At 63.2% G+C, this 13224-nt stretch carries 11 protein-coding genes; 10 read left to right on the top strand and 1 reads right to left on the bottom strand.

Annotation, left to right across the window (positions count from 1 at the left end):
- Positions 1-16: 16 nt before the first annotated feature.
- The 10 genes from WFR25_RS05860 to WFR25_RS05905 all read left to right on the top strand — a co-directional run bounded on the left by WFR25_RS05860 (position 17) and on the right by WFR25_RS05905 (position 11779).
- Positions 17-1774 carry a copper resistance system multicopper oxidase gene (locus WFR25_RS05860; RefSeq protein WP_336969457.1) on the top strand — a complete coding sequence of 586 codons (1758 nt, stop codon included), beginning with the start codon at positions 17-19 and terminating at the stop codon, positions 1772-1774.
- Positions 1771-2724 carry a copper resistance protein B gene (locus tag WFR25_RS05865; protein WP_336969460.1) on the top strand — a complete coding sequence of 318 codons (954 nt, stop codon included), beginning with the start codon at positions 1771-1773 and terminating at the stop codon, positions 2722-2724. The genes WFR25_RS05860 and WFR25_RS05865 overlap by 4 nt, the downstream gene beginning before the upstream one ends.
- 201 nt (positions 2725-2925) lie before the next feature.
- Positions 2926-3576: an aldehyde dehydrogenase iron-sulfur subunit PaoA gene (paoA, locus tag WFR25_RS05870; RefSeq protein WP_336969462.1), complete on the top strand. Its 651-nt coding sequence runs from the start codon at positions 2926-2928 to the stop codon at positions 3574-3576.
- Positions 3573-4529 (top strand): FAD binding domain-containing protein, encoded by a 957-nt coding sequence (locus tag WFR25_RS05875; protein ID WP_336969464.1) that lies wholly within the window; start codon positions 3573-3575, stop codon positions 4527-4529. The genes paoA and WFR25_RS05875 overlap by 4 nt, the downstream gene beginning before the upstream one ends.
- On the top strand, positions 4526-6733 hold the full coding sequence (paoC, locus tag WFR25_RS05880) for an aldehyde oxidoreductase molybdenum-binding subunit PaoC (RefSeq protein ID WP_336969466.1): 2208 nt from the start codon (positions 4526-4528) through the stop codon (positions 6731-6733). The genes WFR25_RS05875 and paoC overlap by 4 nt, the downstream gene beginning before the upstream one ends.
- A gap of 73 nt (positions 6734-6806) precedes the next feature.
- Positions 6807-7019, top strand: coding sequence for a DUF4169 family protein (locus tag WFR25_RS05885; RefSeq protein WP_336969469.1), 213 nt, complete (start codon positions 6807-6809; stop codon positions 7017-7019).
- A 391-nt stretch (positions 7020-7410) separates the two neighbouring features.
- Entirely contained in the window at positions 7411-8259 is an 849-nt protein-coding gene (locus WFR25_RS05890) for a hypothetical protein (protein ID WP_336974731.1), read from the top strand.
- Between the two features lie 144 nt (positions 8260-8403).
- On the top strand, positions 8404-9621 hold the full coding sequence (locus WFR25_RS05895) for an argininosuccinate synthase (RefSeq protein ID WP_336969472.1): 1218 nt from the start codon (positions 8404-8406) through the stop codon (positions 9619-9621).
- A gap of 194 nt (positions 9622-9815) precedes the next feature.
- Positions 9816-10439 carry a DUF1345 domain-containing protein gene (locus WFR25_RS05900; RefSeq protein WP_336969475.1) on the top strand — a complete coding sequence of 208 codons (624 nt, stop codon included), beginning with the start codon at positions 9816-9818 and terminating at the stop codon, positions 10437-10439.
- Positions 10440-10483: 44 nt separating this feature from the next.
- Positions 10484-11779: a methyltransferase family protein gene (locus tag WFR25_RS05905; protein WP_336969478.1), complete on the top strand. Its 1296-nt coding sequence runs from the start codon at positions 10484-10486 to the stop codon at positions 11777-11779.
- Positions 11780-11787: 8 nt separating this feature from the next.
- Here WFR25_RS05905 and WFR25_RS05910 read toward each other — a convergent pair whose 3' ends face one another.
- A complete protein-coding gene (locus tag WFR25_RS05910) occupies positions 11788-13161 on the bottom strand; it encodes a glutamate--cysteine ligase (RefSeq protein WP_336969481.1) in 1374 nt (457 codons plus the stop codon).
- Between the last annotated feature and the right edge of the window lie 63 nt (positions 13162-13224).

Here is a 13224-nt window from a genome sequence, read left to right on the forward strand (position 1 = left end):
CCGAGTCTTCCTCTCCATGCCGTTTCCCTTTTCGTCCCGCCTTGACCGTCGCAGCCTGATCAAAGGAGCGGGGGGGCTTTTCGGCGGCCTTGCCCTGTCGCGCGCTTTCCCGGCCTGGGCGATGAGCGGAACGCCGGGGCTGGCGCCCGCGCCGGGCGTGCTGTCGGGCGGAGAGATCGCGCTCACCATCAGCGACTCTCACTTTAAGACCGGAGGACGATCCAGCCATGCGGTCATGGTCAACGGCACTTTGCCCGCGCCGCTGATCCGTTTGCGGGAAGGGCAGGATGTCCGTCTGTCCGTCACCAACAGGCTGAAGGAAGATACGTCGATCCACTGGCATGGCCTGATCGTCCCGTTCCAGATGGACGGTGTGCCCGGCGTCAGCTTTCCCGGTATCCGGCCCGGCGAAACCTTCACCTATGCCTTCCCCATCCGTCAGTCGGGCACCTATTGGTATCACAGCCATTCGGGGATGCAGGAGGCGGTGGGCCATTATGGCCCGATCGTGATCGACCCCGCCGGGCCCGATCCGATACAGAGCGACCGCGAGCATGTGATCGTGCTGTCGGACTGGAGTTCGGTGCATCCACATCTGTTGCTCAAGCGGCTCAAGCAGATGGGCGGCTATTATAATATGCAAAAGCAGACGCTGGGCGGGCTGCTTGCTGGACGTGATCAGAGCCTTAAGGACCGGATGGATTGGGGCGCGATGCGGATGGACCCCACCGATATTTCGGACGTCACCGGCTCCACTTACAGTTTTCTGGTCAATGGCCATGGCACGGCGGAGAACTGGACCGGACTGTTCGTGCCGGAGGAGAAGGTGCGGCTGCGGATCATCAACGCGTCGGCCATGACCAATTTCAACGTCTGCCTGCCCGGCCTGCCGATGACAGTGGTGCAGTGCGATGGGCAGGCTGTGCAGCCGGTCGAAACCGACGAGTTCCAGATCGGTATTGCCGAAACCTATGATGTGATCGTCCAGCCGACGCAGGCGAGCGCCTATGGCCTGATTGCTGAAGCGATCGACCGGTCCGGGCTGGTGCGCGCGACGCTGGCGCCGCGGATCGGGATGGCGGCGGCAATCTCCCCGCTGCGGGAACGCCCGTTGCTGGGCATGAAGGATATGGGGATGGACATGTCGGGCATGGACATGGGCCAGAACGGCGTGATCGACCTCAGCCAGCCCGCCAATGAATCCATGGCGGGCCATTCGATGAAGATGCGCGATGCCTCGGTTGCGCCGCAGGTGAAGATGGGACCGGGTGTCGCCACCCTGTCCCCCATGCCGGTCGACCGCACCGCCGACCGGCCCACGGGGCTGGAAAATGTCGATCATCGGGTGCTGACCTATGCCGACCTGCGATCGCGCGAGCCCAACAGCGACACAAGGACGCCGACCCGCACGATCGACATCCACCTGACCGCGAATATGGAACGCTATATGTGGTCCTTCGACGGGGTGAAGCTGTCCGATGGCGCCGAACCGATCGCCCTGCGCCATATGGAGCGGGTGCGGGTGAACCTGATCAATGATACGATGATGCCGCACCCCATCCACCTGCACGGCCATTTCTTTGAACTGGTGACGGGGGCGGGGGTGCATAACCCGCGCAAACATACGGTCAACGTGCTGCCGGGGGGGAAGGCCAGTTTCGACCTGACCGCCGATGCGCTGGGGGACTGGGCGTTCCATTGCCATATGCTGATGCACATGCATTCGGGGATGATGCGCGTCGTGACGGTGCGGCACATGGAGGATGAGGCATGAGGAGCCTTGTTTCCGCCGTCGCGCTGTTGATTTCCAGCGGCTCTGCGCCGGCCATGGCCCAGATGGACCATAGCCAGATGGATCATGGCGCGATGAACCATGACGCCACGCCGCAGGAAGCGGTGGATCATTCCGCCCATCAAAGGCAGGCCAATGTGCCCGCGATCAATCCCCACGCCGGTCATGGCCCATCCATGGCGGATGACGGACTTCCAAAAGGCGTAGCGCCTGCCGTGCCGACCGATCATGCCGCCGATGCCGTTTATAACCCTTCGGAAATGGCGCGCGCGCGGGCGGCCATGTTGAAGGAAAGTGGCGGCATGTCTTTCTCTCAACTGATGCTCGACCGGCTGGAATATCGCATCGGCAAGGGGAGCGATTCCTATCATTGGGAGGGAGAGGGCTGGATCGGCGGCGACATCAATCGCTTCGCCTTCAAGACCGAGGGCGAGGGGAATGTCGGCGGACGGTTGGAGAGTGCGGAAGTGCAGGCGCTCTATAGCCGGGCGATCGACCCCTGGTTCAACCTGGAGGCGGGCGTGCGGCAGGATTTCCGGCCCGGCCCGCAGCGCAGCTATGCTGTGGTCGGGATCGAGGGGCTGGCGCCCTATTGGTTCGAGGTGGGCGCGCAGGCCTTTCTGTCGGACAAGGGTGATGCCCATCTGCGGCTGGAGGGCAGCTATGACCAGCGCATCACCCAGCGCCTGATCCTTCAACCCGCCGCCGAAGTGAACATCGCCGCGCAGCATGTGCCGGAACACGGCATTGGTGCCGGTATTAGCGACATCGAACTGGGGCTAAGGTTGCGGTACGAGTTCGCCCGCGAGTTCGCGCCCTATGTCGGCGTCAACTGGGAGCGGAAGTTGGGCGGCACAGCCGACTATGCGCGCGCGGCTGGTGAACGGGCGTCCGCGACCAGCCTGGTCATGGGTGCGCGATTCTGGTTCTGATGAGGCGTAATCGGTAACTGCCTGGCGAGGGGACTTCCCTTCGCCGGTCCATTGCGAACAATATGTGAAACAGTCTTTCGCACTTGGGGAATGCGGTATCGCCTGCTAAACTCGGTTCTTCATCACATAGTGCGGATTTGCGGGATCGTTTCGCTGACTACTTCGTCTGGCATAGCGATGACTGGGAAAGGTCGAGGGCGCATGACATCGGACATAGTTTCGCGGCGAAGCCTGTTGCAAGGCGGGGCTGCGCTCGCGGCGGCGACGCCGCTGGTCCCGGCACTGGCGCAGGGCAATGAGGGCATGGCAAAAAAGGAGACTGGCGGCATGATGCCTGTGTCGATGACGGTCAACGGCAAGGATCTGCACCTCGATCTCGATCCGCGCACCACCTTGCTGGATGCGCTGCGTGAGCATCTGCGCCTGACCGGCACGAAAAAGGGCTGCGATCATGGCCAGTGCGGCGCCTGCACGGTCATCGTCGATGGGCGGCGGATCAACAGTTGCCTGACCCTCGCGGTGATGCATGATGGCGACAAGGTGACGACGATCGAGGGGCTGGGCAGTCCTGAGAAGCTGCATCCGATGCAGAAGGCTTTTGTCGTCCATGACGGCTATCAGTGCGGCTATTGCACGCCGGGGCAGATTTGCTCGGCGGTGGCGGTGCTGGACGAGATTGAGGCGGGCATCCCCAGTCATGTGACGCAGGATCTGGATAAGGTACGCTTTTCTGACGCGGAAGTGCGGGAACGGATGAGCGGCAATATCTGCCGTTGCGCCGCCTATCCCAATATCATCGCCGCCATTCGGGATGTAGCAGGGGAGGATGTTTCCGGGGAGAATCGGGCATGAAACCCTTTACCTACACACGCGCCACCAGCGTCGAGGAGGCAGCGAGTGCTGCCGCCAGCACGCAGGGCGCGCGCTTCATCGCGGGCGGCACCAACCTGCTCGACCTGATGAAGTTGCAAATCGAGACGCCGACGCATTTGATTGACGTCAACCATCTGGGCCTCGACACGATAGAGAAGACGGACGATGGCGGCCTGCGGATCGGCGCGCTGGTCCGCAATACCGATCTTGCCGCGCACAAGACGGTCCGCAGGGACTATGCGGTGCTGACCCGCGCGCTCCTGTCTGGGGCTTCGGGGCAGTTGCGCAACAAGGCGACGACCGCGGGCAACCTGCTTCAGCGCACCCGCTGCCCCTATTTCTACGACGTGCGCATGCCCTGCAACAAGCGCAAGGCGGGGAGCGGATGTGCGGCGATGAAGGGCTTCAACCGCAACATGGCGGTCATGGGCGTTAGCAACGCCTGCATCGCCACCCACCCCAGCGACATGGCGGTGGCGATGCGCCTGCTTGACGCCAATGTCGAAACGGTGAGCGCCAACGGCGCGCGGCGGGCCATCCCGATTGCCGACTTTCATCGCCTGCCGGGTGACACGCCGGAGATTGAAAGTGCGCTGGCGCCCGGTGAGCTGATCACCGCTGTCACCCTGCCCAAACCACTGGGCGGCACCCATGTCTATCGCAAGGTGCGCGATCGCGCCTCCTATGCCTTCGCGGTGGTTTCGGTCGCGGCGGTGTTGGGTAAGGATGGCGTGTCGCGCTTCGCCTTTGGCGGCCTCGCGCCCAAGCCCTGGCGCGTGGCGGCAGCGGACGGCGCAGCGGCGAGCGGGGCGAAGGCAGTGGCCGACGCGGCGCTCGCCGGAGCACGCACGACCGAGCATAATGCGTTCAAGATCGACCTGACGGCGCGCACGCTCGCCTCGATCTTTCGCCAGCAGGAGAAGGGCGCATGAAGTTCGATCAGCCCGCGACCGCCCTGAACCCGATCGATCGTGGTCGGGTCATCGGCATTCCCCACGACCGGATCGACGGCCCGGCCAAGGTGACGGGCAGCGCGCCCTACGCCTATGAGCGGCATGATGTCGCGCCCAATGCAGCCTACGGCTGTATCATCGGATCGGCGATCGCCAAGGGCCGGATCGCATCGATCGACACCCGCGCCGCGGAAGGCGCGCCGGGCGTGCTGGCGGTTGTCACTCATGCCAATGCGGGCAAGCTGGGCAAGGGCCAGATGAATACTGCGCACCTGTTGGGCGGTCCGGCGATCGAGCATTTCGACCAGGCGCTGGCGCTGGTGGTCGCCGATACGTTCGAGCGCGCCCGCGATGCGGCGTCGCTGGTGCGGATCGACTATGCGCCGGAAAAGGGGCGCTTCGATCTGGCGGTGGAAAAGGACAAGGCCGGGGTGTCCAAGGGCACGCCGGATACAAAGGCGGGCGATTTCGAAGGCGCCTTCGCCAAGGCAGCGGTGAAGATCGACCAGCGCTATACCACCCCCGATCAGAGCCACGCGATGCTGGAGCCACATGCGACGACCGCCGCGTGGCAGGGCGACAAACTGACGCTTTGGACCGCCAACCAGATGATCGCCTGGGGCGTGGGCGAAGTGGCGACGACGCTGGGTATCCCCAAGGAGAATGTCCGCCTCATTTCCCCCTATATCGGCGGTGGTTTCGGCGCGAAGCTGTTTCTGCGCGCAGACGCGCTGATGGCGGCGCTGGGTGCGAAGGCAGCGGGGCGGCCCGTCAAGGTCGCGCTGGCCCGGCACCAGATTCCCAATAATACGACGCATCGCCCCGCGACGATCCAGCGTATCCGCCTGGGTGCAGATCGCAATGGCGTGATCGACGCGATCGGGCATGAGGTGTGGTCGGGCGACCTGCCCGGCGGGGGCGCGGAAACGGCGGCGCAGCAGACACGTCTCCTCTATGGCGGCGCCAATCGGATGACCCGGCATCGGCTGGCGGTGCTGGATTTGCCCGAAGGCAATGCGATGCGCGCGCCGGGCGAGGCGGTGGGCCTGCTGGCGCTGGAAGTCGCGATGGATGAACTGGCGGAGGCTTGCAACGTCGATCCGGTCGAACTGCGTATTCGCAACGATGTGCAATATGATCCGGAGGCGGGGCCGCAGCGGCCCTTTTCCAGCCGCAAGTTCGTCGAATGTCTGCGGACTGGCGCGGAAAATTTCGGCTGGAGCAAGCGCAATCCGCGCCCCGGCCAGGTCCGCGACGGGCACTGGCTGGTCGGCATGGGCGTGGCGTCGGCCTTCCGCAACAATCTGACCATGGCATCAGGCGCGCGCGTCGGGATCGATAGTCGGGGCCATGTGACGGTGGAAACCGACATGACCGATATCGGGACTGGCAGCTACACGGTCATTGCGCAGACCGCGGCGGAGATGATGGGCGTCGCGCTGGACGCCGTGACCGTGCGGCTGGGCGATAGCAGCTTTCCGGCCTCGGCCGGGTCGGGTGGTCAGTGGGGCGCGAACAGCGCTACCGCGGGCGTCTACGCCGCTTGCATGACGTTGCGCGCGAAGATTGCCGAAGTCGCTGGGTTCCCCGCCGATCAGGCGGTGTTCGAAGATGGCTTTGTCCGGTTGGGCAACCAGTCCCGGCAACTGGGCCAGGTGGCGGGCCGCGCAGGTCTGTGGGTTGAGGACAAGATTGAGTTTGGCGATCTCGACGAACGCTATGCCCAGGCAACCTTTGGCGCGCATTTTGCCGAGGTTGGGGTGGATATCGACACGGGCGAAGTACGCGTGCGGCGGATGGGCGGCGCCTTTGCGGCGGGGCGCATTCTCAATCCCAAATCGGCGCGCAGTCAGGTGATCGGCGCGATGACGATGGGCGTTGGCGCGGCGCTGATGGAGGAACTGACCGTTGACGCGCGCTTTGGCTATTTCGTCAACCACGACATGGCCGAATATCATGTGCCGGTGCATGCCGACATTCCCGAACAATCAGTGATCTTCATCGACGAACTGGACGAAAAATCCTCACCGATGAAGGCCAAGGGCGTGGGCGAGTTGGGTATTTGCGGCGCGGGCGCTGCAGTAGCGAACGCCATCTATAATGCCTGTGGCATCCGCCTGCGCGACTATCCGCTGACGATCGACAAGCTGTTGCGCGCGGCGCCGGGGTCGGCAATCGCCTGACGGAAGGTGCGGGCGGGCCGCTTGGCCTGCCCGCGCGTCTGGCGCATAAGCCCATCTCCATCGGGAGAAGAACATGGGCGACGTCATCAATCTGCGACAAGCGCGCAAGCAGCGCGACAGGGCGTCGGCATCGCGCCTTGCAGAGACGAATCGCGCGAAGTTCGGACGAACGAAAGCGGAGCGGCTGGCGCTGCAGGCGGAAGCCGCGCGACAGGAAAAGCAGATTGAAGGTGCGCGACGAGACAATTCGGGTGGGAGGGAAGAAACGCCGACTGAAGATCGGTAGATTCCAGCTATTTGTATGAATATCCGTTCAGAATATGTGGCGTTTGTCGAGATATATGATGAACATATGTTCATATTTCATTCTATGAAGTCAATCTGACCGTCATTCCAAACAACTCATCGCTTCATCTGCAATCAGCATGGGCTTTATTGCCACTTGGGTGAGTTGTTTCCATACTATGACTAGAGATATTCGTTCAACTCGCCCCGCTAGGGCCGCGATTGCCGCTGTTCTGGCCTTCAGTGCAACCCCTTTGCTCGCCCAGGAGATAGCGCCTTCGCCGGTTGCGCCTGCGCCCATTGCTCCTGTGGCTGAACCCGCCGCTCCGCAAGTTGCTCCGGTAGTCGAAGCGGCGCCTCCCGCATCCGCTCCTGCGGCGAGTGCCCCGGTGATGGCGCCTGCCCAACCGGTCGTGCAGCCCACTGCGTCGGTTGAAGAGCGCAAGGCGGAAGCGATCGCGCAAGCCGAAACCGCCCGTGCCGAAGCAGCACCCGCGCCAGCGCAGCGGGTTCAAAAACGCCCCGCCGCCCGCGCGGCAGCACCGACGCCCACCCCGGCTGAAGCCGTTGCGGCAGCCCCTGCGCGCGCCGTTGCTCCTGCTCCGGTCGAAACCGCCCCGGCCGAGCCAACCCCGGTTGTGCCGGATATGGCAGTATCGACGCCTGCAGAGCCAGCTATCGTGACGCCACCCGCCACCAATGATCTTGCACAGGTGGATAGCAACAGCGATGCCCTGACCTGGGGCTTGGCCGGTGGCGCGCTGTTGCTGGTTGGCGCGGCTGGCACGCTGGCGATGCGCCGTCGTCGCAACCGGGCCGGGGAGTCTGCCTATCGCGTGGATGAGGGCGTCACCCTGCATACGTCAGAGGGTATCGTCACCGTGCCCGAAACCGCGCTGGTGCGGGAACCGGTAGAACCTGCCTTCCAGCCGATTGCCCCCGTCGCTACCCCAACGATGGCTGCCGCGACACGCACGCCGTTGGCCGTCGATGCACCGCACGACTCGCTGGACGCCATGGTCGATGCGCCGCCCAGTGCGGCCAATCCGTTCGTGACGCGCAGTAAACGCCTGCGTCGCGCCCAGTTTCTTCTGGCTCAGCAGGCGGATGGCACGGAACGCAAGGACAGGCAGGGTGCATCGGTCGCCCCGCAGGCAGCGCCGGTCGATCGGTCGCAGACCGTCTATCGTTTCGGCAAGGATGATGCCCGCCGCAGCGGTCTGATACCCCGGACTCGTTAAACGCAGGGCCAAAACAGTGATTGGAAGAGGGGCGGGATGTCTTATCCCGCCCCTCTTTTACGCGGCTTCCGGTTGCGCTTGAGGCCCGTGCCTGATACCGGCGCGCCGGTAATTGCGCGCACTTCAGGAAGGTCCCGTTTCGCCATGTCAGACACTGTCAATCGCATCGTTCTCGCCTTCTCCGGCGGTCTCGATACCAGCGTGATCCTGAAATGGCTTCAGCAGACATACCAGTGCGAAGTCGTGACCTTCACGGCCGATCTGGGACAAGGCGAGGAACTGGAACCCGCACGGGCCAAGGCGCGGCTGATGGGCGTCAAGGAAGAGCATATCTTCATCGACGACCTGCGCGAAGAATTCGTGAAGGACTATGTCTTCCCGATGATGCGCTCCAACGCGCTATATGAGGGGCTGTATCTCCTTGGCACCTCGATCGCGCGTCCGCTGATCGCCAAGCGCCAGATCGAGATTGCGAAAATGGTCGGTGCCGATGCCGTCAGCCATGGCGCGACCGGCAAGGGTAACGATCAGGTCCGGTTCGAGCTGGGCTATTATGCCCTCTCGCCCGACATCAAGGTGATTGCGCCGTGGCGCGAATGGGATCTGACCAGCCGTACCAAGCTAATCGAGTTCGCCGAACAGAATCAGATCCCGATCGCCAAGGACAAGCGCGGCGAAAGTCCCTTCTCGACCGATGCCAACATGCTCCACACTTCGTCCGAGGGTAAGGTGCTGGAGGATCCGTGGGAAGAAGTCCCCGATTATGTCTATTCGCGCACGGTCAACCCGGAGGACGCGCCCGACGCGCCCGAATTCATCACTGTGGATTTCGAGCGTGGCGACGGCGTTGCCATCAACGGCGTCGGCATGTCGCCCGCAACCCTGCTCGAAACCCTGAACGATTATGGCCGCAAGCATGGCATTGGTCGCCTCGATCTGGTCGAGAACCGCTTCGTCGGCATGAAGTCGCGCGGCATGTATGAGACGCCGGGCGGCACCATCTATCACCTCGCCCATCGTGGGATCGAGCAAGTGACGCTCGACCGGGGCGCGGCGCATCTGAAGGACGAGCTGGCCCCGCGCTATGCCGAACTGATCTATAACGGTTTCTGGTTCTCGCCCGAGCGCGAGATGTTGCAGGCTGCGATCGACCATAGCCAGGAGAAGGTGACGGGTACCGTTCGCCTGAAGCTGTACAAGGGCGGCGTCTATATCGTCGGCCGCAAGTCGCCTTACTCGCTCTACAGCGAGAAGGTCGTGACGTTCGAGGATGATGCCGGCGCCTATGACCAGCGGGATGCTGCGGGCTTCATCAAGCTCAATGCCCTGCGGCTTCGTTTGCTGGGACGGCGTGATCGTTGATCGGCTAAGTTTGCCGCAGGGTTAATGCGATTTTAGCCCTGCGGCGTCGATAGGTTCCCTATCGAAGTGGCGCGTGCAGGCGATACCAGATGCGGCTTTTCGGTGTGCGGCGGAGGTAGGGAAGTCGCGCACGGCGGCTCGTCGCCCGTTGATCGGGGCTTGTACTAACGGACGGATGCGCGCCTATTCGCGCCATGCCGTCCACTCCCATTTTTCCCTGGCGCTATGGCATGTTCCTGGTGTTGCTCGCGCTTGCCGCGCCGCTCGCGCTGTGGCTGCCCTGGCATGAGGCGATGATGGCGGGGTTCGACTTTGCCGCGGTCGCCTTCCTCATCGCCTGTGCGCCGCTGTTGCGGATCGATGTGGCCGCCATGCGCCGCAACGCGCAGCGCAACGATGCCAATCGTCATATGATGCTGTTGCTCACCGCCATCGTGTCATTGGTCATTCTGGTGGCGGTGGGCGTCGCCACCAGCCAGCGGCAGGCGCCAAGCCCGCTGGTTGTGGCGCTGGTCCTGATAACATTGGCGATCGCCTGGATTTTTTCCAACAGCGTCTATGCGATGCACTATGCCCATATTTTCTACCGGGCCGGGGCGGGGGGCGGCGATCGTCGGGGGCTGAATTTCCCGGACACGGCCGAGCCCGACTATTGGGATTTTGTCTATTTCGCCTTCACTCTGGGCATGACCTTCCAGACGTCGGACGTCGACGTCACCAGCAGGCAGGTGCGTAAAGTGGTGATTTTCCATTGCCTGGCGGGGTTCGTCTTCAACCTTGGCATATTGGCGTTCACCATCAACGTGCTGGGCTATTAACGGCTTCACGCCTTGCTTACCATTTTCAGGATAAGGTGCGGGCCATGACCCGTAACAGCGATCCCTGCCCGAAATCGGCCGTCAGCCATGGCGTCGGCTTTGCCGGCATAGCGGGCCTTGGCCTCTGGACGATGGTCGCGCGCCACTATGGCATGGATGGCGTCCATGCCGGGTTCGCCGCCGTGGTCGCCTGCGGCGTGCCGATGGTCCTCTGGTCGCTGTTGGTGGACAAGGTGCATCGCAATCCCTCGACCGGGATCGACTGGAGCGCGCCTGCGCGGCCTGTGCGCGCGATTCTCGACATCAGCCTCGTCAAGATTGCCGGGCTTTGGGCGACCTGGCTCGCCATCGCCATCTTCTATTGCCTCGCCCGCTGGTATTGGCAGGGCAATTATCGCCATTCCATGGACCTGTTCGCATGGGCCGCGCCGGGGCTGTTGCTGCTGTCCATACCCTATGTGATCTGGCTGGACCGGCGGCTGATCGACCCGAAGGACGCGAGCTATGCGTTCGGCCAGTGGGTGATCGGCGGCGCAGCGGGGCAGGCGGATCGGGTGCAGGTCGCCCACCATGCCCGCGCCTGGGCGGTGAAGGGCTTTTTCCTCGCTTTCATGGTGTCGATCGTGCCGGGCAATTTCGCCAGCGTCATCGATTGGTCCCTCAATCGCGCGATCGACAATCCGGTCGCGCTGGCCGGTTTTCTGATCGCGATCATGTTCATGATCGACGTGTGCATGGCGACGGTCGGCTATATGCTGACCTTCAAGCCACTGGATTCCCATATCCGCACCGCCAACCCCTTTCTGTCAGGATGGCTGGCAGCGCTGATCTGCTACCCGCCCTTCGTGCTGATGGGCGGCGGCGGACCGCTGGACTATCATGCGGGTGGGGCGGAATGGGATGTCTGGACCCAGGGGTCGACGGCGCTGCAATGGGTGCTGGGGGTGGTGCTGGTCGTACTAACAGCACTCTATGCCTGGGCGACGGTGGCTTTTGGACTGCGCTTTTCCAACCTCACCCATCGCGGTATCCTGACCCACGGTCCCTATCGCTGGACGCGGCACCCTGCCTATTTGTCGAAAAATCTCTTCTGGTGGTTTTCCGCGCTGCCATTCCTGACCGTCAGTCACAGCGTCACCGACATGGTCCGCAACTGCGCGATGCTGGCCGCGACCAACGCCGTCTATTATTGGCGCGCCCGGACCGAGGAGAAGCATCTGTCCACTGACCCGGATTATCGCGCCTATAGCGACTGGATGGAACGCAACGGCCCCATCCCGCGGCTGCTCGCGTGGATCATTGGCCGCCGACGCGAGGATGCGCCGCAACCGGCGGAATAGGGTCGCCCCTAGAAGCTTTCCTCGTCATAGACGCGCGACACATCGCTGTTCCACTCGCCATGATAGCGGTCCAGTAGCCGCTCGGCATGGGTCTTGCCTGACGCCACAACCTCGTCCAGATCCGCGAGATAGCCGGTTTCATTATCCCCGGCATCGTTGAGCCGCGCCCGTGCTGACAAGCCACTACGGGCGATGTCCAGCACTGGCCCGGCAATATCGCGCAAGGTCCGGCCATCGCCGATCGGCGCGTCGAGGCCCAGTTTCGGCACCGAATCGCGCAGTGTCTGGCGCGCATCCATCGACCAGTCCTTGACCAGATCCCACGCCGCATCGAGCGCGCCCTGATCGTAGAGCAGGCCGACCCACAAGGCAGGCAGCGCGCAAATGCGTCCCCACGGCCCACCATCGGCCCCGCGCATTTCCAGAAAGCTTTTTAGCCGCACTTCGGGGAAGGCGGTGGAGAGATGATCCTCCCAATCCTTTTCGGTCGGCTTTTCACCCGGCAGGACAGAGAGTTTGCCGTTCAGAAAGTCGCGGAAGGACAGGCCGGAGGCGTCGATATATTTGCCCTCTCGGAACACGAAATACATCGGCACGTCCAGCGCATAGTCGGCATAGCGTTCATAGCCAAAGCCATCCTCGAACACGAAGGGCAACATCCCCGTGCGCTGCGGGTCGGTGTCCGACCAGATATGGCTGCGATAGGAAAGGAAGCCGTTGGGCTTCCCTTCGGTAAAGGGCGAATTGGCGAACAGCGCCGTCGCCAGCGGTTGCAGCGCGAGGGAGGTGCGGAACTTCTGCACCATGTCCGCCTCGCTGCCATAGTCGAGGTTGGTCTGGATCGTGCAGGTCCGCAACATCATGTCGAGGCCCAGCGACCCCACACGCGGCATATGCCGCAACATGATGTCATAACGGCCCTTGGGCATGATCGGCAGGTCGGTGCGGGTCTTGTCGGGCCACATGCCCAGGCCCAGGAAACCCAGACCCAGCATGTCGCCGACATATTTGACCTGTTCCAGATGCCGTCCGGTTTCCGCGCAGGTCTGGTGCAGATTGTCGAGCGGTGCGCCCGACAGTTCCAGTTGACCGGCGGGTTCCAGGCTGATGGTGCCGTCGCTGCCGGACAGGGCGATGATATTCTCGCCCTCGAACACTGGCGTCCAGCCATAACGGGTCAGGCCGATCAGCAGCGTGTGGATGCCGCCCTTTTCCTCATAGGAAGGGGCGTGATGATCCTTGCGCGAATAGACGAATTTCTCGTGCTCGGTGCCGATGCGCCAACGCTCCTTGGGCTTTTCACCCTTGGCAAAGGCGGCGATCAACTGGTCGCGGCTCTCGATGACCGGATCGTTTCCGGCTGATTCGGTCCTAGTGCTCATGCCCCGGCCTTAGCGTGTCCCCTCTGCGCGTCCAACACCCGTGCGCGCGCTGCACATAAGGTC

Origin of the sequence: Sphingobium aromaticiconvertens (assembly GCF_037154075.1) — a bacterium.
In the GTDB taxonomy this organism is placed as follows: domain Bacteria; phylum Pseudomonadota; class Alphaproteobacteria; order Sphingomonadales; family Sphingomonadaceae; genus Sphingobium; species Sphingobium aromaticiconvertens.

Bases quoted from the DNA above. Each gene is read 5' to 3' on its own strand.
- WFR25_RS05910 (WP_336969481.1), bottom strand. From the start codon at position 13,161: ATGAGCACTAGGACCGAATCAGCCGGAAACGATCCGGTCATCGAGAGC.
- WFR25_RS05885 (WP_336969469.1), top strand. From the start codon at position 6,807: ATGGGCGACGTCATCAATCTGCGACAAGCGCGCAAGCAGCGCGACAGG.
- WFR25_RS05890 (WP_336974731.1), top strand. From the start codon at position 7,411: ATGGCGCCTGCCCAACCGGTCGTGCAGCCCACTGCGTCGGTTGAAGAG.
- WFR25_RS05875 (WP_336969464.1), top strand. From the start codon at position 3,573: ATGAAACCCTTTACCTACACACGCGCCACCAGCGTCGAGGAGGCAGCG.
- WFR25_RS05860 (WP_336969457.1), top strand. From the start codon at position 17: ATGCCGTTTCCCTTTTCGTCCCGCCTTGACCGTCGCAGCCTGATCAAA.
- paoA (WP_336969462.1), top strand. From the start codon at position 2,926: ATGACATCGGACATAGTTTCGCGGCGAAGCCTGTTGCAAGGCGGGGCT.
- WFR25_RS05900 (WP_336969475.1), top strand. From the start codon at position 9,816: ATGCCGTCCACTCCCATTTTTCCCTGGCGCTATGGCATGTTCCTGGTG.
- paoC (WP_336969466.1), top strand. From the start codon at position 4,526: ATGAAGTTCGATCAGCCCGCGACCGCCCTGAACCCGATCGATCGTGGT.
- WFR25_RS05905 (WP_336969478.1), top strand. From the start codon at position 10,484: ATGACCCGTAACAGCGATCCCTGCCCGAAATCGGCCGTCAGCCATGGC.
- WFR25_RS05865 (WP_336969460.1), top strand. From the start codon at position 1,771: ATGAGGAGCCTTGTTTCCGCCGTCGCGCTGTTGATTTCCAGCGGCTCT.
- WFR25_RS05895 (WP_336969472.1), top strand. From the start codon at position 8,404: ATGTCAGACACTGTCAATCGCATCGTTCTCGCCTTCTCCGGCGGTCTC.